The sequence below is a fragment of the Nonomuraea terrae genome (genome assembly GCF_044465245.1).
In the GTDB taxonomy this organism is placed as follows: domain Bacteria; phylum Actinomycetota; class Actinomycetes; order Streptosporangiales; family Streptosporangiaceae; genus Nonomuraea; species Nonomuraea terrae.
This window is the reverse complement of sequence record NZ_JBITLL010000008.1, coordinates 268,872-287,205: the sequence shown is the minus strand read 5'-3', so window position 1 is coordinate 287,205 and position 18,334 is coordinate 268,872. Positions and strand designations below refer to the sequence as shown.

Annotated in this window: 18 protein-coding genes; 9 read left to right on the top strand and 9 right to left on the bottom strand. The window is 67.8% G+C overall.

Annotated elements, in window-relative coordinates; genetic code table 11:
* Window positions 1–291: 291 nt before the first annotated feature.
* The 6 genes from ACIBP6_RS39655 (at window position 292) to ACIBP6_RS39630 (ending at window position 7,436) form a co-directional block, all read left to right on the top strand.
* Complete coding sequence (locus ACIBP6_RS39655; RefSeq protein ID WP_397059433.1) at window positions 292–1,125, top strand: ABC transporter permease subunit; 834 nt, start codon at window positions 292–294, stop codon at window positions 1,123–1,125.
* Complete coding sequence (locus ACIBP6_RS39650) at window positions 1,122–2,414, top strand: ABC transporter substrate-binding protein (RefSeq protein WP_397059431.1); 1,293 nt, start codon at window positions 1,122–1,124, stop codon at window positions 2,412–2,414. Before ACIBP6_RS39655 ends, ACIBP6_RS39650 begins: the two co-directional genes overlap by 4 nt.
* Window positions 2,407–3,417 carry an ABC transporter ATP-binding protein gene (locus ACIBP6_RS39645; RefSeq protein ID WP_397059429.1) on the top strand — a complete coding sequence of 337 codons (1,011 nt, stop codon included), beginning with the start codon at window positions 2,407–2,409 and terminating at the stop codon, window positions 3,415–3,417. Before ACIBP6_RS39650 ends, ACIBP6_RS39645 begins: the two co-directional genes overlap by 8 nt.
* Window positions 3,414–4,295 carry a carbohydrate ABC transporter permease gene (locus ACIBP6_RS39640; protein WP_397059427.1) on the top strand — a complete coding sequence of 294 codons (882 nt, stop codon included), beginning with the start codon at window positions 3,414–3,416 and terminating at the stop codon, window positions 4,293–4,295. Before ACIBP6_RS39645 ends, ACIBP6_RS39640 begins: the two co-directional genes overlap by 4 nt.
* 18 nt (window positions 4,296–4,313) lie before the next feature.
* On the top strand, window positions 4,314–4,784 hold the full coding sequence (locus ACIBP6_RS39635) for a hypothetical protein (protein ID WP_397059425.1): 471 nt from the start codon (window positions 4,314–4,316) through the stop codon (window positions 4,782–4,784).
* A 258-nt stretch (window positions 4,785–5,042) separates the two neighbouring features.
* Window positions 5,043–7,436 carry a WD40/YVTN/BNR-like repeat-containing protein gene (locus ACIBP6_RS39630; RefSeq protein WP_397059423.1) on the top strand — a complete coding sequence of 798 codons (2,394 nt, stop codon included), beginning with the start codon at window positions 5,043–5,045 and terminating at the stop codon, window positions 7,434–7,436.
* Window positions 7,437–7,805: 369 nt separating this feature from the next.
* Here ACIBP6_RS39630 and ACIBP6_RS39625 read toward each other — a convergent pair whose 3' ends face one another.
* The 5 genes from ACIBP6_RS39625 to ACIBP6_RS39605 form a co-directional block, all read right to left on the bottom strand.
* Entirely contained in the window at window positions 7,806–8,324 is a 519-nt protein-coding gene (locus ACIBP6_RS39625; RefSeq protein WP_397059422.1) for a DUF4240 domain-containing protein, read from the bottom strand.
* A 247-nt stretch (window positions 8,325–8,571) separates the two neighbouring features.
* Window positions 8,572–8,985, bottom strand: a complete 414-nt coding sequence (locus tag ACIBP6_RS39620; protein ID WP_397059420.1) for a type II toxin-antitoxin system VapC family toxin — start codon at window positions 8,983–8,985, stop codon at window positions 8,572–8,574.
* Window positions 8,982–9,209: a CopG family transcriptional regulator gene (locus ACIBP6_RS39615; protein WP_397059419.1), complete on the bottom strand. Its 228-nt coding sequence runs from the start codon at window positions 9,207–9,209 to the stop codon at window positions 8,982–8,984. Before ACIBP6_RS39615 ends, ACIBP6_RS39620 begins: the two co-directional genes overlap by 4 nt.
* Window positions 9,210–9,443: 234 nt before the next feature.
* Window positions 9,444–9,878, bottom strand: coding sequence for a hypothetical protein (locus ACIBP6_RS39610; protein ID WP_397059417.1), 435 nt, complete (start codon window positions 9,876–9,878; stop codon window positions 9,444–9,446).
* 8 nt (window positions 9,879–9,886) lie between these two features.
* Window positions 9,887–10,633, bottom strand: a complete 747-nt coding sequence (locus ACIBP6_RS39605; protein WP_397059416.1) for an SDR family oxidoreductase — start codon at window positions 10,631–10,633, stop codon at window positions 9,887–9,889.
* 219 nt (window positions 10,634–10,852) lie between these two features.
* Between ACIBP6_RS39605 and ACIBP6_RS39600 the strand changes: the two genes are divergently transcribed.
* The gene (locus ACIBP6_RS39600) at window positions 10,853–11,524 is read left to right on the top strand and encodes a DNA-3-methyladenine glycosylase family protein (protein WP_397060268.1); all 672 of its coding nucleotides are present in this window, start codon (window positions 10,853–10,855) and stop codon (window positions 11,522–11,524) included.
* 119 nt (window positions 11,525–11,643) lie between these two features.
* Here ACIBP6_RS39600 and ACIBP6_RS39595 read toward each other — a convergent pair whose 3' ends face one another.
* Both ACIBP6_RS39595 and ACIBP6_RS39590 read right to left on the bottom strand, forming a co-directional pair.
* Entirely contained in the window at window positions 11,644–12,123 is a 480-nt protein-coding gene (locus ACIBP6_RS39595) for a tyrosine-type recombinase/integrase (protein ID WP_397059414.1), read from the bottom strand.
* Between the two features lie 312 nt (window positions 12,124–12,435).
* The gene (locus ACIBP6_RS39590; RefSeq protein WP_397059412.1) at window positions 12,436–13,065 is read right to left on the bottom strand and encodes a DUF6461 domain-containing protein; all 630 of its coding nucleotides are present in this window, start codon (window positions 13,063–13,065) and stop codon (window positions 12,436–12,438) included.
* A gap of 344 nt (window positions 13,066–13,409) precedes the next feature.
* Here ACIBP6_RS39590 and ACIBP6_RS39585 point away from each other — a divergent pair, with 344 nt between their 5' ends.
* Entirely contained in the window at window positions 13,410–13,928 is a 519-nt protein-coding gene (locus tag ACIBP6_RS39585; protein WP_397059411.1) for a hypothetical protein, read from the top strand.
* Window positions 13,929–14,522: 594 nt separating this feature from the next.
* Here ACIBP6_RS39585 and ACIBP6_RS39580 read toward each other — a convergent pair.
* Together ACIBP6_RS39580 and ACIBP6_RS39575 are read right to left on the bottom strand one after the other, a co-directional pair.
* On the bottom strand, window positions 14,523–16,100 hold the full coding sequence (locus tag ACIBP6_RS39580) for an ethanolamine ammonia-lyase reactivating factor EutA (RefSeq protein WP_397059409.1): 1,578 nt from the start codon (window positions 16,098–16,100) through the stop codon (window positions 14,523–14,525).
* On the bottom strand, window positions 16,097–17,377 hold the full coding sequence (locus ACIBP6_RS39575; RefSeq protein ID WP_397059407.1) for a hypothetical protein: 1,281 nt from the start codon (window positions 17,375–17,377) through the stop codon (window positions 16,097–16,099). Before ACIBP6_RS39575 ends, ACIBP6_RS39580 begins: the two co-directional genes overlap by 4 nt.
* A gap of 76 nt (window positions 17,378–17,453) precedes the next feature.
* Here ACIBP6_RS39575 and ACIBP6_RS39570 point away from each other — a divergent pair, with 76 nt between their 5' ends.
* Window positions 17,454–18,242 carry a FadR/GntR family transcriptional regulator gene (locus ACIBP6_RS39570; protein ID WP_397059405.1) on the top strand — a complete coding sequence of 263 codons (789 nt, stop codon included), beginning with the start codon at window positions 17,454–17,456 and terminating at the stop codon, window positions 18,240–18,242.
* Window positions 18,243–18,334: the final 92 nt, after the last annotated feature.

The following is an 18,334-nucleotide window of genomic DNA, read 5'->3' as shown; positions in this document are numbered from 1 at the left end:
GCCACCACACCTGGTGATAGGTGGCTGCGGGCGTAGACCAGCCCGCTGGGCTGAGGGCCACCACGGGCCGCGACCATCCGATCGGGCACGGCCACGGCCGACGGCCTACGACAGGCGTAGGAGCGGCCGACGCGGGATTCCAACAAGTGACCGATGACCTGTGGGCCGCCCGGTCATAGGCTCAGCCGAACCACCGCCGGCCGGCCCCAGCCTGCCCGCGGTGTGAGACCCGGACGAGGAGCGCCAACCGGTTGGCGAGAAGGGCGGGACGTGCGGTCCTCGGGGCCCACCGTGATACCGCGGTTCATCGGGCGGTTCGTGCTTCCGGCGCTGTTCGCGGCGCTCTTCGCCGCCCCGCTGTGGTTCATGGTGGTCGGCTCGCTCCGGCCCGCCGGCTGGCCCCCGCCCCGCACCCTGGAGCTGCTTCCACCCGAGCCGTCCGTGGCCGCGTACGCCCGGCTGCCGGAGCTGATCCCGCTCTTCCGCTACGTGGCGAACTCCGCGATGGTCGTCGCGGTCGCCGTACCGGTGACGGTCGTCGTCGCCTCGCTGACCGGTTTCGGGCTGCGGCTGCTCACGCCGGCGGCCCGGCGGCGGGCGGTCCTCGGCCTGCTGGCGGTGCTGCTCGTGCCGGTCACCGCCGTGTGGGCCACCCGCTTTGAGCTGTTCCGGTTGGCCGGCGTGGTCGACACGTACGTCCCGCTGCTGGCCCCGGCGCTGCTCGCCGGCAGCCCCTTCCTGGTGCTGCTGTACACGTGGGCCTTCGGCGGCGTGCCGGACAGCCAACTCGGGGCCGCCCGGTTGGAGGGGGCCGGGTGGCTCACGATCTGGCGTCGGGTGGCCCTGCCGCAGGTGCGCCCGGCGACCCTGGCGGTGGCCGTGCTCGCCTTCACGTTCCATTGGTCCAACCTGATCGACCCGCTGCTGTACCTGCAGAGCGGCGATCGTTACACGTACCCCCTGGGTCTGCAGTTCCTGCGACTGCTGAACCCGACCGACTGGCCGCTGCTGATGGCCGGCTGCGTCGTGGCGACCGTGCCATGCGTGGTGGTGTTCCTGCTGGCCCAACGGATCCTGCTGAACGACGATCCGCTGGCCGCTCTGAGATCTGGAGGTCGTAGGTGAGCCGATTCCGACGGTACGTCGCCCTGGTCACCGCCGCGCTGCTGCTCGGCGTCGCCGGCTGCGGCGGCGGGAATCGCACGGAGGACCAGGACGGGATCACCGTCGTGCTCTTCGGCGACGCCGAGGAGATCGCCGGCTACCGCAGCCTGGTTGACGCGTTCACCGACGCCCACCCCGACGTGGCGGTCACGCTCTCCCCGGTCGCCAGCCAGGACGAGCTGATGGCCCGGCTGACGACCTCGTTCGCCGGCGGGCAGCCACCCGACGTGTTCCTGCTGAACTACCGCCGCTACGGCCAGTTCGCCGCCCAGCAGGCCATCGAGCCGGTGCAGTCCTACCTCGACCGCAGCACGGCGCTCAACGAGAGTGACTTCAGCCCGCAGGCGTTGGACGCCTTCCGGTTCGATGGTAAGGCCCTGACCTGCCTGCCGCAGAACATGTCCTCGCTGGTCGTCTACTACAACGCCGACCTCTTCACGGCCAAGGGCGTGCCGCTGCCGAAGGCCGGCTGGACCTGGGACGACTTCCTCTCCGCCGCCCGCGCCCTGACCGGCGACGGGAAGTACGGCGCCGGCGTCGAGCCGTCGATCGCGCGGCTCGCACCGTTCGTCTGGTCCAACCGCGGCGAGTTCGTCGACGATCCGACGCGACCGACCGCCCTCACCCTCACCGGCGACCCGGCCACCCGCACGGCCGTCGACTGGTTCCTCGACCTGCAACTGAAGCACCACGTCGTGCCCCCGGACGCCGAGGAGCAGAGCGAGTCGAGCGAGGCCCGGTTCCTGCGCGGCACGCTCGGGATGTATCTGAACAGCCGGGTGGCCGTCCCGACGCTGCGCACCATCGACGGCTTCACCTGGGACGCGGCACCGCTGCCGGTGGCCCCGGGCGGCGTGCCCGCGTCGATCCTGCACAGCGACGCGTACTGCATGAGCGCCGGCCTGCCCGACCACGACGACGCCTGGCGGTTCATCGAGTTCGCGATGGGCGAGCAGGGCCAGCGGATCCTCGCCGACTCGGGGCGCACCGTGCCGTCGCGGCTCGACGTGGCCAACTCCCCTGCGTTCCTCGACCCGGCCAAGCCCCCGAAGTCGTCGCAGGTCTACCTCGACGCCGAGCCGCACCTGCGGGCCACCCCCCGCACCGGCACCTGGTCGCGAGTGGAGCGTGAGACGGACGCCCTGCTCGAGGAGGTCTTCTACGGCCGGGTCGGCCGCGAGGAGGGGCTGCGGAACCTGGAGGAGAAGATCCGCCCGCTCTTCACCCTGCCGGTGGGCGCGGATGGGTGACCGCGGCGCCATCCGGCTCGAGTCGCTGACCAGGTCGTACGGGCAGGTCGTCGCCCTCGACGACGTCGACCTCGAGGTGCGGGCCGGCGAGATGATGACCCTGGTCGGCCCGTCCGGCTCGGGAAAGTCGACGATCCTGCGGCTGATCGCCGGGCTGGACCGGCCGGACCAGGGTCGGATCGTCGTCGACGGGCAGGACGTGGTGCGGGTACCGCCGCACCGGCGGGCCGTGGCGATGGTCTTCCAGGACTACGCGCTCTACCCCCACCTCACCGTCCTGGGCAACCTGCTGTTCGGGCTACGCGTACGGCGGGTCCGACGCGCCGAGGCCGAGCGGCGGGCCCGGGCGGCCGCCGACCGGCTGGGGATCGCTGACCTGCTCGACCGCTACCCCGACCAGACCTCCGGCGGGCAGCGCCAGCGGATCGCCCTGGCCCGTGCGCTGCTGCGCGAGCCGACCGTCTACCTGCTCGACGAGCCGCTGGCCAGCCTGGACGCGCCGCTGCGCTTCGCCACCCGCGCTGACCTGCTCGCCCTGCACCGGGAACTCGGCACCACGACCATCCACGTCACCCACGACCAGGCGGAGGCGATGACCCTCGGCGACCGGGTCGCCGTCCTCGACCGCGGCCGGCTCCGCCAGATCGGGCCACCGCAGCAGGTGTACGACGAACCGGCGGACACCTTCGTGGCCGGCTTCCTGGGCAGCCCGCCGATGAACCTGGTGCCCGGCGGCGGCGTGCTCGGCGGCGCCGCCGGCCTGATCCTCGGGGTGCGGCCGGAAGACCTGGCGCTCGACACCGACGGGCCGATCGAGGCCACGGTCGAGGCGGCGGAGGCGCTCGGCAGCGAGACCATCCTGCTGACCCGCTGCCCGGACGGCACCCGGTTGACGGTCCGCACCGGCCCGCGACCCGGCGTCCGGCCCGGCGAGGGGGTGCGGCTGCGCCCCGACCCCAGCCGCCTGCACCGGTTCGACGCGGAAACCGGACGGCGGAGGTGACGTCCGGCCGGGCCCGCCCGCCGCTGACCGCATGGGCGTTCATCGCCCCGTACGCGGTCGCGGTCGGGCTGCTGATCGTGCTGCCGGCCCTGCTCAACCTCGGCTACGCGTTCACCGACCACACCGGGCTGACCCGCGACCCCCAGTTCGTCGGCCTGGCCAACGTGCGCCGGATGCTCTCCGACGGCTTCCTGCTCGACAGCGTGCAGGCGTCGGCGATCCACCTGGCGCTGGCCGTACCGCTGCGACTGCTGGCCGCCGTCGGGCTCGGCCTGCTGCTCGCCGCGCCGCGACCGGGCGGGCGTTGGTTCCGGGTCGCGGTGTACCTGCCGACGGTCGTGCCCGACGTGGCCCTCGCGGTGCTCTTCCTGTGGGTGCTCAATCCGCTGTACGGCCCGCTCAACCAACTGCTCGGGCTCTTCGGCCACCCCGGCTTCACCTGGCTCTCCGATCCCGGCACCGCACGGGTAGGGGTGGCGCTGATGCTGGCCTTCCCGATCGGGGAGGGCTTCCTGGTCGTCCTCGCCGCCCGGCGCCTGCTGGACGGCCGGCTCTACGAGGCTGCGGCCCTGGAGGGCTGCGGCGCGTTCGGCCAACTGCGCCGGCTCACCCTGCCGATGCTCGCACCCGTGCTACTGCTGCTCGCCGTCCGCGACACGATCCTGACGCTGCAGGTCAACTTCGTGCCCGCGTACGTCCTCACCGACGGCCGGCCCGCCAACGCCACCCTCTACCTGCCGGTCTACATCTTCGACCAGGCCTTCGAGTTCTCCAGTTTCGCCTATGGCGCGCTGATCACAAGCGTCCTCATGGTGGTCACCGCGGTCGTCATCACCGCCCTGCTGCTCGTCGTACGGCGCTGGCGCGTGCTGCGCTGAGCGTGCCATGCTGCGGCGGTGAGACTCCGCATGTTGACCGTCGTCGTCACGGTCCCGCTGCTGCTGGCCGCCTGCGGCGGCACCGAGGCCGGGCAGCCCATCGGTCGCGAGGCGGGGATGCTGGCGAACCTGCCCAGCTGCGACCGGGTGCCATTGGACGCCGACGCCGAGGTGAGCGCCGATGTCGCCGGCCTGATGCTGCCCGACGGCGCGCGGGTCACCTCGGTGGTCCCGCAGGGCGCACTGACGACGGTCGAGGCCACCGTCCGCATGACCCCGTTGGACGTGCGCGCCCACTACGAGCAGCTCAGCGACATCGACCTGCTCCGCGTCGAGGACGAGGTCTTCGAGGCCGAGGTGCTGATGCGGGCACAGCAACGACGGACGTACCTGCGTGCCACCGCGGTCTGCGCGGATGCGACGACGCTGACCGCCGTGGTGGGACCGGACTCGGACGACGCGGGCCTGCCCGAGTTCCAGAGTTACTGACCGCGATCCCGCGCCGCGGGCGCGCTCCCGTGCCCGTTCCGCGCTTGTCCACCGCCGCTGAACCCGCCGACCCTGGCCGGCCGCGTGACCTCGGACGGGCTGCTCAACCGGCTCGGTGGCCAGGGCGTCCCGACAGGTGTCCTAAGCGAAGGAAGTTAATCCCAACAGATGCTCGGTGACGTGACTCACCTCGCTGTCTAACGTGCCGACTGGCGACCGCTTTCCCGGTCGCCACGACGTGTGGACAGGGAGATCCGCATGAACCTCACGTTCGTCCGACGATATCGCGGCCTCGGCATCACAGCGGCGCTCGCGTTATTCGCCTCGGTCGCGCTGACCGCATCCTCGACACCTCGACCCGCCCAGGAGTTATCTTTAGCCACCAACACCCCCACCGGGCCGATGGAGCTGCCCGACGAGTGGATGACCGCCCAGCGGATGAGCGACGGCAGCACCGATCTCTCCACCGCGAAGTACACCAAGGCCCGCGGCGAGGCCAAGCAGATCGCCGCACGCACCCTCAATGCGTACCGCCCCCTGGCCGAGCGGAAGTGGAACTTCTTCGGCCCGAGCAACATCGGCGGGCGGGTCGTCGACATCGCCGTCGACCCGCAGGTGCCGGACCAGGTCTTCATCGCCGCCGCCTCCGGAGGCATCTGGAAATCCAGCGACGCCGGCGCGACGTTCGAAACGGCGTGGCCGGACGACGGCACGCAGAGCATGGGCGCGGTCGCGATGACCAGCAAGGGCGTCCTCTTCGCCGGCACCGGCGAGCCTCAGCCGGGCGGCGGCTCGATCACCTTCGGCGGTGACGGCATCTACCGCTCGAAGGACCGCGGGAAGACCTGGCAGCACGTCGGCCTCAGGGACAGCCACGCCATCGCTCGCTTCGCCATCGACCCGAGCAACGAAGATCGCATCTTCGCCGCGGCCAGCGGCAACCTCTTCATGCCCGGCGGCGAGCGCGGCGTCTACCTCTCGGAGGATGGCGGGGACAGCTGGCAGCTCGTGCTCGCGCCGCCGAACCCCACCACCGGCGCCACCGAGGTCGTCATCGACCCGACCAACCCCCGCCGGATGTACGCAGCGATGTGGGACCACCTGCGCGAGCCGCACCAGCGCACCTACGGCGGCCCCGGCTCCAGTCTCTGGCGCTCCGACGACGGCGGCGCGACCTGGCAGCGGATGACCAACGGCCTGCCCACCGACGCGGACCAGGGTCGCTGGGGCATAGCCCTCGCCCCGAACAACCCGCAGCGCCTCTACGCGTACGTCGGCACCGCGCTCGGCCCGTTCCGCGCCTTCTACCGCTCCGACAACGGCGGCGACACCTGGACCCAGACCCCGGTCACCGCCGGCCAGGCGTCGCAGTCCACGTTCAGCTGGTGGTTCGGCAAGCTCTACGTCGACCCCACCAACGCCGACCACGTCTTCCTGACCGGCGTCAACCTGAGGCGCTCCACCGACGGCGCGCAGAGCTTCTCCTCCGTGGGCGGGGTGCACGCCGACCAGCACGCCATGCGCTGGGACCCCAAGGTGCCCGGCCGGGTCTACCTGGGCAACGACGGCGGCTTCTACCGATCGGAGGCCAACGGGGGCAGCGACTGGGTCAAGTCCACGTACGAGCCGTACACCCAGTTCTACACCGTGGACGTCGCGGAGACCGACCCGGTGCTGAAGGTGGGCGGCGCCCAGGACAACGGCTGCAACCGCGGCTACACCGGCGTCGGCGGCGACTGGGACGACATCGGCTGCGGCGACGGCCTGCAGGTCATCATCCACCCGGAGCAGCCGAACATCGTCTTCGGGTGCAGCCAGTACGGCAGCTGCTACCGGTCGGAGAACTCCGGCGCAGCGCCGCGGCAGACCATCGGCTCCGGGCAGACGACGTCCCAACGGCGCAACTGGCAAACCCCGTTGCAGTTCGACCCGAGCGACCCGAACGTCATGTACTACGCCGGCAACATCGTCAACCGGTCCACCGACAACGGTCGCACCTGGACGCCGATCAGCCCCGACCTCACCGGCGGCGGCCCCAACGACCCGTCCGGCTACCCGTGGGGCACGATCACCACGATCGCGGCCGCGCCCACCGACGGCAACAAGCTCTACGTCGGCACCGACGACGGCCGGCTGTGGTGGACCGACGACCTGGGCGGCACCTGGAACCGGGTGGACCCGGCACAGGTGCCTGGCACCTGGGTGACCCGGGTGGCGGTGCACCCGACCGACAAGAACATCGCCTACGCGACGTTCTCCGGGTTCCGCTCCGGCAGCGACCGCGCGCACGTGATGATCACCCGCGACGGTGGCCGGACCTGGAGCGACATCGGCCAGGGTCTGCCGGACGCCCCGGTGAACTCCGTCGTCCCGACCTCCGACGGGCTGCTGCTGGTCGGCACCGACGTCGGGGCGTTCATGTCGGCGTGGAACGGCGGCGAGTGGGCCGCGCTCGGCACGAACCTGCCGCAGGCGCCGATCATGTACCTGCGCTACCACGAGCAGAGCCGGCAGCTCACCACGGCGACGTTCGGCCGCGGCGTCTACGACCTCACGGTCCCCAAGTGCCCGGCCGCGTCGACGAAGCTTCCCCTGAAGGACACCGGGAAGGGGGCGGTCGGCGTGCTCGCCTCCTGCCACGCGACCGCGTAGCCACCCAGCAGTTCCACTGAGCAAACCACTGGTTCGACAGACGTAGCACCAGGCAGGCCAGAGGCCACCTCCCGGACCCGGGAGGGGGCCTCTGGCCATGCTCCCGCCTCGAGGCAGCCGGCCCGCTGGGTGCGCGGCCCAGCCATCTCCCAGTCGCCAATATTGAAGACAGGCCAGTTGGTGATGTCTCTGACGAAGTCGACTACGGAAGCGCCGGGAGGGACCAGCTTGTGACCATGCTCGGTCGAACCCTCCCTCTCGTCCCATGGCGCACGAGCGAGGGCCGTCATCGTACCGATGAGATCTGGTGTCAGGGGATGCCAGGCGAGTGCCATGGGCCTACAGTCTTGACGTTCCCCAAGGATGAGATCAAGGCTCTGACCTATGCAGTGGGAACATGCGGCTTAGCCGGGGGAATCTCCGTGCCACCTCTGCCGGATTCCGGGGGTCCCGCGGAAGTCCTGTGGGGTTGAGATCGCTCTGGTCGGCGTACCCGCGCTCTGCCATCGCGTCATAGACGCCCTCTTCTGCACCGGTGGCCTCTTCGTAGGCTCCGGCGGCCACGTAGGACAACGCCTCCCACTCTGGCCACTCATCATCGGCCCAGTCCTGCCTTGGACGGTCTGCCGGCCGTCGCACCTCGGGTACGTCGGCCAGGTTGTCGGGGTCGGCTACTACGAGCTCGAAGGTGTCACGGCCAAGCCCGATCAGCCAGGCCTGGAAGTACCAGAAGCTGTCGGTGGAACAGTAGCCATCGAGGATCAGGTCGGCGGCTTCCCGTGCATGGTGCCTGGCTCGACGGACAATGCCGCGACGCGGAAGACCTCGATGGCGTGCCAGATCCGTGCCAGAACAGTCGGACAGTCGCGGTCTCTCACAGTCACTCACGGGCAAGCGATCCGTGCTGACTTTTCCCGGGCCAGGACGCCAAGATCACTAGCCGGTTCCCAAGCTGACAGCGCGGGTTCGATTCCCGTCACCCGCTCTCAACGTGAAAGCCCAGGTAGACCGATGGATTCGGCACCTGGACGGGGCTGTAAGAAGAGGCAGAGCCGTTATCTAGACAGACCCACCTGGACTTCTGATCTCCTGTCCATTCATGTCGACTGTTCGCCCGGCGGAGCCAGCAGGGGACTCAGACCTTGATGACAGTGACGCGTACGCCGCAGAGGGCGGCGAGATCCTCGGGGTCGGAGGTGAGGACCGTGACAGGACCTGGGGCAGCGAGGGCGGTGGCACTGAGCATGGCATCAATGGCGTACTTGTGCCCGTGCAGGCCGGCATCGGACAAGAGCGTAGCGGCGTGGCGGGCGATTGGTTCGGTGACCGGCTCGACAACAAGGCGGGAAAGTGTCCACTCCAGGGCCGGCCGGTTGACGCGGGGGTGCACCACCTCGACGAGGGTGGCGGCAGAGGTGATGACGCGAAGGTCGTCGGCACGGGCGAGAGCAAGCCATGCGGTGACCGTGCGGTCACGTAGCACGGCCTTGGCCAGTCCCTCGCTGTCGAGAACGAGGCTGCCACCGGGAGCGGCGGGAGCACGGGTCACGCGGCCGCCCCACCCTTGGCCTGTCCCTGCCGAGCCTGGTGGAGTTGGTCGCGCAGTGCCTGGACCTCATCGTCGGTGATGGGGCCGTGCTCGGCCTCGGCGACCTGGATGAGTTCGTTGAGGTTGTCGCGCTCGATCTGGCGGGCGACGGCGGCGGCAACGTAGGCGGACAGGCCGGAAGGGCCGCTCCGGGACCGGGCGGCCTCGGCAATGTCGCGAGGCATGGTGATCGAATACTTTCCAGTAGGCTCACTCATGCTCTTTATCCTACCTCTTATCCTCCTACCCGTCATGGCCGGCATGCTCACGTCAAGAACGCCGCCATCAGTGAGTAGCGCACCGGCGGAGGCCGAGCGCTCGTTCGAAGAGGACCTGGATAGCGATGTCGTTGGCGTGCCCGTTCGTAGAGCAATCGGCGGAGAGTCACGGGGACACACGGCCACTCGACCGGCATATGCTCAGGTCGGTGTCTTCCCTGTTCGGGTCCATAAGCGCGAAAGAGTTCCCAAGCTGACAGCGCGGGTTCGATTCCCGTCACCCGCTCTCAGTACGAAAGCCAGGTCAGGGATGGATTCCCGATCTGGCTTTGATCGTTTCCGATGCTGTTCTCGATCTTCCGTGCAACTAACGTGCAATTGGCCCACGGGGGCCAACGCCTCTGATGAACCGTCATCGTCATCCTGCTTGAGCTGCTGATCGATGGCGTTCGTGATCGCTTGATCGGCGCCCCTGACCGCGTGCTGGTAGATCATGGCCGCCCTGACGTTGTCGTGCCCCATCCGCGCCATCAGGTCCTTGAGGCCGGCCCCCGACATCGCGGCCAGCATGTTCCCCGTGTGACGGAGATCATGGAAGTGCAGGCCGGGCAGACCCATGTCCTTGACCACGTCCACCCATCGCGTCAGATGGCCAAGCCTGCGCCCCCGGACACGACGATCTCTTGCCCGGTGACGTACGCAGCATCGTCCGAAGCCAGGAAAGCGACCGTCCCGGCGACGTCTTCTGGCGTCCCGAGGCGGCCGAACGGGTTGTGCTCGGCCATCGCCGTCATCGTCCCTGCGACGTCTTCGGTTCCCGTCCGGATCGAGGCCCGCGTCATCGGGGTGTCGGTCATTCCCGGGCTGACCGCGTTGATGCGGATGCGGCGCGGCGCGAGCTCGAGGGCCAGAGTCGGGATCATGGCCAGCATCGCGCCGTGGGACCCGGCAGCGACGCTGCTACCGGTCAGGCAGCGTGTTGCTCCGATCCCCACGGTGACGATGACCGAAGCACCGTCGGACAGCAACGGCAACGCCTTGACCAGGGTGAAGAACACCCCTTTGGTGTTGACGGCGAACACTTCGTCGTACGCGGCTTCGTCCCAATCCTCCAGCGTCATCGGATGGTTCACGCCGGCGTTCAGGAACAGCGTGGTCAGATTGCCGAATTGCGCTCCGACTTCGGACACGACCCGGTCAGTGTCCGAGAGCGACCGTACGTCAGCTTGCAAGACCAGGACATCGTCGGGCAACTCCTCCCGCGCCCGAGCGACGCTCTCCTGACGCTGTCCGGTGACAGCGACGCGGTAACCGCGCTCGTGCAGAGTCCGCGCGGTCGCCTTCCCGATCCCGCTGGTGCCGCCCGTGATCAGAGCTGTACGTGCCGACATGACAATCACTCCATCCTCGTTGTTGGCTCGACTGGACAGCCCAAGGGCATCGCGTCAGTGCCAGGCGTGCAGGAGAACGTGCCGGCAGTCATTGAGCTCGCAGGCTGGCGAGACAGTTTCCTGCCCTCATCATGTACCAAGATGTCTAGCTGGTCCGTCCAGAGTATAAAACCTCTACTGGACTATAGCGTCCAAGTTTGCGAGGCTGGTGCCGTGACCATGACCCGGACGGGGAAGCGTGCGACCAAGGAGCAGCATGCAGCTGCTGACTACTTGGGCTCGCTCGACGACTCACTCGCGCGATGGGTGCAGTCGACTGGACCGATCGATGCCTACGACGCGCATCTGCCCGTTACGGTGGACAGTCCGCTCGAATGGTTCTCCTTCGCTGTCACCTCGCGGCAGCTCAGCAGAGCATCCAGCTTGGCGATCTACCATCGACTGGTCGCGCGATTCGGTGGCGCCATCACTGCAGAGCGTGTCGTCTCGACCGACGAGCAGACCCTGCGCGATGTCGGATTGTCTCACCAGAAAGCCAGGACGATCCGGGCACTCGCCGAACGCGTGGATGACGGTCTGCTGGAGCTGGACAAACTCGTGACCATGACGGATGCCGAAATCCACGCCAACCTCGTGGCCGTACCCGGTATCGGTCCGTCGTCCGCGCAACGGTTCATGCTGCATTACCTGCGCAGACCGGACATCTTCCCGGCCGGCGACCTTACTGTGCGCGAAGCGATCACCGCACTCGATCAACTGGACGGCCTGATCACGCCGAAGGCCGCGGAGCAGCGGGGTGAGCCGTGGCAACCGTATCGATCGTATGCCACGTCGTACCTGTGGGGCTTCGTGTGGGAGCTGCACACTGTCGTTCCTGGTGGTACGTCGTAGTGCTGCGTCATTTCACCGGCGCTGATGACGACGAGGAAATTCCTGTGCCTCGCTGACTTGGTACGCGTTACCGAGTCGATCTGACGCAGGACGCCCCCAATGGACTTTATAGTCCATATCTAGAGTCGGCCAATCATCGGGTTCCCGTGTGTGTCGCGTAGGTTGACACGTGCCGGTTCATGCCCGATGAGGTGCTTGTCGATGGCTTCGGTGATCAGCTTGTCGGCTCCCCGGACAGCGTGCTGGTAGATCATCGCGGCACGGACGGTGTCGTGTCCCATCCGTGCCATGAGGTCCTTGAGGCCCGCGCCTGAGCCCGCCACGATCATGTTGCCCGTGTGACGGAGATCATGGAAGTGCAGCCCCGGGACGCCGATCGCCCGTACGGCCTCCATCCAGCCGGACAGCTTGTCGGACCCGCTCCGGCGCATGGGGACGCCCTTGATTCCGCTGAAAATCAGCGATCCGGCTTCGGGTCTCACATAGAGCCGCAGGTGCTCTCGCAGAGCTGGGAGGATCGCCTGCGGGATGCCGACGATACGCTTGCCGGCCTTGGACTTGGGCGAGCCAAGAACCAGTTCACCAGTGGAGCGTTCCACATACGCACGCGGGCCGTCCCTGCGTCGAGATCGGGTCGGGTCAGTGCGGTGATCTCGCACCAACGCAGGCTCGCGAACGTGGCCAGGAGCACGAAGGCCCGGGAGCGTCGATCCTGCGCGCAGTCGGCCTGGCCGGTGTCGATCATCCGCCACAGCGCCCGCTCGGCTTCTGCTCGCGTCGGGAAGACCTCCGGGTAGGTCCGCGTCTCGCCATGCCGCTGAAACCGGATGCGGTTCCCCTCACCTCTCTTGAGCCCTCGAATGCTGCGGGCCGTGCCAGCCCGCCGCACCGACCACCGGCACGCCGCCGCATCAGTCCTGATGCCGACGAGCCGCGACATCGCCTCCCAGCAGCAGGCCGTTCAAGACGTCCGGCGTCAACATGACACCGGTCAACCTCGCCGCCAGCAGCAGAGCCCCATCTACCGTCGGCTGATCAAACTCCCACTCCCCGGTCTCCTCCGCCTCATCTTCGTCTTCGCCCCCCGGCTCGTACGCAGGGTCAAAGCCCACGTCCCTCATCACATTCACCAGACGACCCGGATCACTTCCAGAACGCCATGCGGGAATCATCGGGTCGAAAGCGGTCACCAGCTCTCCGTCAACGGCGTAGGCAAAGCGGTCGGTCGCATCATCATGTCGCCGCACCGACACGGCCTCGGTCCCGACTGACAGCGTCGGCAAAGCGTCCAACGCCGCCCAGCCGAACACCTCGATGAGCACAGTCCAGCCATCCAGTCGTCCCGCCAAAACCACGTCGGGGGGGAACAGCCTCGGATCCGTCAATTCCTCATATCGAAGAGGCCGGATACTCCGCTCTCCCACGCCCGCACGTCGAAGCGCCTCAGACTCGTCAAGCCCACGAACAAAGGTCAGGCACCAAATGCCAAGGAGCCCATAGTCATGGGCGATCCAAGCGACATCCTCAAAAGCGAGCTCCACGCGCCCACGCTCCCTGCCGTCCTTCGAACGGTGCTGCCAAAGTAGGGATCAACTCCCACAGCCACGTCGGGTCCACTGCGTTGTACGGCCTTGCACACCATTTGCCTCCGGCGGGGGCACTCCGGCTCCGGGATGATCGCGCGTGGGCCTGAGGTCCGTAAGTGGCTGAGGTGGAAGCCTGAGCATTTCGCCATCGACCCGGGACAAGCCCGAGCGGGCCAGGGCCACGGGTACCAGACGGGATGATCAGACACCGTGCCGGGGGGCTTTAGGCTGGGCGCTCTATCCTGCGACCACCTGGCGGTCTCTTGCTTCCGTTACCGGCGATTCCTCCTCGTTGGGGAGTGCCCCTGCTGACTCTGGCGGCTCTGGCGGCTCCCGCCTCGCGCACCATCTGGCGCCATTTCCCTAAAGAGGAGATCTACAGGACGGTGTTCATCCGCTGTCCTTTTGCTCTGGCCGAAGACGCTCCCGTATACGCTGGGCCACCTGGCTACGAGGATGTCGGCTGGCTGATGGAGATCAACTGGCAGGTCGTGTCCGCGGAGTCGTACGGCTGGCCCAGCCTGACGATGGCGCTGGGACTGAGCGCGACCCTCGCCCTTCGGAGCAGGTGGGGAACACTCGCCGGATGGCTGACGGCGGCCCTTTTCGTGGTGGTCGCCATAGTGTTCACCATCCCCGACGCCTTCGAGATCGTCTCGGACAACTGCGTGTACGCACTCCGTTTCGTCGGATGGGACCTGGTGGAGCGCGGGCCATTCCTGCATTACTTGGCCGGCGCAGTGCTGGTCCTTTTCCTGACGCAACTCCGGCGCGAGGGCGTGCACCTTAACGCCCTGTTGGAGGGAGCGTTACCGTAGCCCTGGTCCCCAGGACTTCCGATGAACAGCATGGCGCCTGGCTCTGAACTGTCCTGGTCCGTAGATCGGAGACCACGGACTGGAAGAACGCGTGCCCGTTCGGACAGCGATCAGCGGGGACTCGGTGGCACTCACCTCACGTACGCCCCGGTCAGTGTTTCCAGCTCAGGACACGTGATCTTGAAAGACTTCCCCAGCTGACAGCGCGGGTTCGATTCCCGTCACCCGCTCTCGACTCAAAAGGCCAGGTCAGGGGTGCTTTCCCGACCTGACCTTGAGCGTTTCTGAGCCTGTTGCCGATCTTGTGCAATTAGCGTGCGATTAGCCCGTAGTCTCGTCCGAGTCGTCATCGCGCTGCCTGAGCTGCTGATCGATGGCGTCCGTGATCGCTTGGTCAGCGCCCCTGACCGCGTCATCGGCAGGCGCACACCTCACCAACGGGTAGTCCAGCGATGACAACACCTTGTGATGGTCGTAGCCGCCGCTCTGATCGCGCAGCAAAACCCCAGCTCAGGGCACGGAATCGTGTTTCGAGCGGGACGCGGTACAGGCGTAGCGAATGGGAAACCGCCCAAAGATGCGGGAGTGAGGAGCTCACTGGAGCTTGGGGAGCTCCAGTGAGCACGCGCCGCCAGCGGCATCCATGTCGTTGAAGACCAGCGACTTGATCGTCACCGGCACCGTGCCCGAGGGCTGGCGGACGAGCCCGAGGTCGACGTAGTCGAAGTCGTGCAGGAGCAGGCCGTCGAGGATCAGGAGGTCGTTCTCGACCCCCAGCTCGTCGCGCAGGATCCGGCCGAGCGTCCGGGCGATGTCGCCCTCCACCACGAGGTAGAGCCGCTCACCGGCGGCGAGTCGTGACGACAGCCCCTTGACGATGCCTTCGCCGAAAGCACGCAGCCGGTGATACTCGGGGTCACCGCTCCACGACAGGGCGACGGCGAGATCGCCGTCGGCCTGCGTGAATCGGCCGAGGTGCTCCCTGAGCGCGTCGGCCATGGCTCCGGAGTCGACGGTGTCCCCGAGAACGTACGTGGGCCGCGCCACTGGGAGGTTGCGCCGGGGAAGGGTCCGCTCGGCCGAGTCGAGGTGACTGGTGATGCCGCTGAGCTGCACGGTGTACTGCGAGGCGCCGAGCACCGTCGCGCGGATGCGCTCGGCAGCGGGTAGCACGGGTGCGGGGAGGAGCCCGCCTTCCGCGCTGCGTCGCAGCTCACCGCCGAGTCGACGGCCGAGGTCGCCGAAGTCGGCGGTCTGGGTGCCGTAGAGGTACTCGGCCACGCCGCCCGAGAAGACGATGCCGTCGAGCCGCTCCGGGATGCTGAGCGGCTCCGTGAGCCACAGTCCCTCCGTGGCCTCGGTGTGCTGCCCATTGAGAACTTCCAGCAGCTCACCTGCCATGAGCACGGCCACGTCATCGAGCTGGTCGTCGGTCACCGGTGAGCTGAGCGCCAGGTCGTGCCCGGCCCGCAGAGCGTGTCGGCGGCCGCCGGGCTCGATCCGGGTGACCACGCCGTCGGTGACCGCGATGAGACGGCCGCCGACGTGGAACGCCGCCGTCTCGACGATCCGCCCGTCCTCCACCAGGGCAAGTTTGGTGGTGCCACCGCCGATGTCGATGTTGAGCAGGCGGCCGTGCTCCCGGCTCGACGCCCTGACGGCACCTGAGCCGTAGGCGGCGAGCATGGCTTCCATGTGATGACCGGCCATCGCGCAGACCAGGTCGCCCGCACGCTCGCTGACCACCTCGGCGATCGCCTCGGAGTTGCGGCGGCGGAGCGCCTCGCCGGTGAGGATGACCGCACCGGTGTCGATCATCTCGGGCGTGACCCGCGCCTCGGCGTACGCCTCGTCGAGGAGCACGCCGAGGTGGGCCGCGTCGATCTGCAGGTCCGCGCCGAACGGCGTCAAGTGGACCGGCGACTCGTAGAGCGACTCACGCCGGACCACGATGTACCGGCTGGTGAGGTCCTCGCTCAGCCGCCGGAGATGGAGCCGCGAGAACGCGAGCTGGGTGCCTGAGGAGCCGATGTCCACGCCGACGCTGTGCAGCGTGACGTTGTCCTGCTGCCAGATCGGGTTCTCGTCCAGCGGGACGTCGGGCTCGTGGTCGTGGTCGCGCCCAGCGCCGTCGACGTAATCATGGTGCCCGTGCCCGTGCCCGGCGCTCATGCGGTGGCGGTGCTCTCGCCCGGCATCGGCGGCAGGTCCTCGAGCTCGGCCGCGTAGGCGGCGTCCATCTGGGGGGTCAGCCCCTTCTGGGCGAGCGCCTTGGCGAAGGTGTCGCGGACGATGGGGGATTCATCGGCGTAGTCGATCTGATCACCGCCGATCCGCCGGCTGATCCAGGCCTTCGGCACGCCCTGGGCGTTGCGGATCGAGACCACCTCGTGCTTGAACGCCAGGTACCGGGCAGGACTGTCGCCGGTGTTGAAGTGCTGGTGGAACCACATGTTGGGTGGGACGATGAGCGTGCCCGGCTTCCAGTCGTAGCGCTTCGGCTCCTCGCCCTCAGGCCACATCAGGCTGAAGCCCTCACCGCTCATGATGATGACGTGCGCGCCCGGGCCGTGGCGGTGACCCTTCTTGTACGTCGCGATGGGGAACTGCGAGATGTGGCTGTTCATGGAGCCCTTGGCCATCATGAAGCGGATGTGGCCTCCGCCCGCACCGCGCTCCTTGGCGTGGATGAGCGGGAGGTTCACGGCGTCGGCGACGAAGTTCGTCTTGAGGAGCAGGCCCTCGACCTCATCCTTGTCGGCGAAGTAGTCGGGCTCGCCGTTGAAACGGCCGACGAAGTCGTGTGCGGTGCCGAAGACGAACTCCGGCTCGTCGTACATGTTCAGCACCGGGGGCATGTTCGTCGAGGAGACGAAGCGGGCGGCGGTGGTCCCCGAGCCGTTGAAGTGCTGGTGCCAGGTGTTGAGCGGAATCGCGAAGAGGGAGCCCGGGCCCCACTCGAAGGTGACCTTCTTGCCGGCGTCGTTCCATACGCTGGTCGAGCCGTTGCCGGAGAGCACCATGATCATCTCTTCGAAGAGCTGGCGCTGCGGGGCCAGCTTGCCGCCGGCGGGGATCTCGCACACATAGCAGTCGTTGGACGTGCGGGAGGCTTCGTGGTTGATGAAGACACCGCGCCCGCCGCGGCGATCCCAGGGTTTCAGCTCGACCGTGTTGAGGTCAGGGATGTAGTGGGCGGAGATGATGTCCAGACCCTCGTTGCGGACCCATGAGGCATACGGGGTGTTCTTCTCGCGGGCGAAGTTCTTCGCCATGCTGTCCGAAACGTGCGCATCTTTTGTCACCGAAACCTCCATTTTCATGTGGTACAACGGTAAGACCAATGTCTGCGTCACGTCAACAAACGCCCCGATCGAACGGGCAGGTGGGGCATCGCCGTCTGGGTGCGCCTGCTCCGGGTGTCGCCCGTCGAGCCGCTCGGCGCACACGCCGCGCAGGTTACCGCCCCGAAGTGCAAGGGACATACCATTAGCCCTGAATGCCCTACCATCGGCTACAACCTGCATGGGGTGCCTGGCAACGTCTTGCCCCACGATGGCCTTGAGGAGTGCGCAAATGGGGACAACGAGATCCGGGAGCAGCGCCGAGCCGTCGGAACTCTTCAGCCGTGTCAACGTCGACCGTGTCTCGCAGGTCATCGTCGACCAGATCAAACATCTCATCCGTGACGGGCGGCTGAGCTCTGGCGATCGCCTGCCCAGCGAACGCGAGTTGTGTCAGCGTTTCGGCGTCAGCCGGGTGACCGTGCGTGAGGCCCTGCGCGTGCTGGAGGCCAGCGGGCTCGTCACGATCAAAGTCGGTTCGCACGGCGGCGCCTTCCTGACCTCGCCTTCAGCGGAGCGCCTCGGTGCCGGACTCGCCGACCTCATCTCACTGACGCCCCTGACGGCGGCGAACGTCACCGAGGCGCGCATCGTCGTGGAACTGGGCATCCTTCCCCTGGTCGTCGAACGAGCGACCGAGGAGGACGTCGCCGATCTGCTCACCATGGTCGAGGAGAGCCGGCAGGCCGTCGAGAAGGGCGAATACGCGATCGAGATGTCGGCCGCGTTCCACACCCGGGTGGCGGCGTGCACGCACAACCCCGCCATCGAGATGCTGGTCCAGAGCTTCCACGGTCCCCTGCTGATGTCATTGCAGGAGTCGCACGTCGACGCGCCGATGGGACACCAAGGGACCGACGAGCACCGGGCGCTCACCTACGCCATCAAGGATCGCGACCAGGCGGCGGCTCGCGAGGTGATGACCAGCCACCTTGAGCGAACGGCTCACCGTGTGCGGCGCGACGGGTGACCAGCCCCTAGCGCGGCGAAACGGGGCCGGCACCGGCGGCCGTTGGTAATCATGAGAGGACGGGGCAATGACCGGGGTCGTCCAGCCGACCG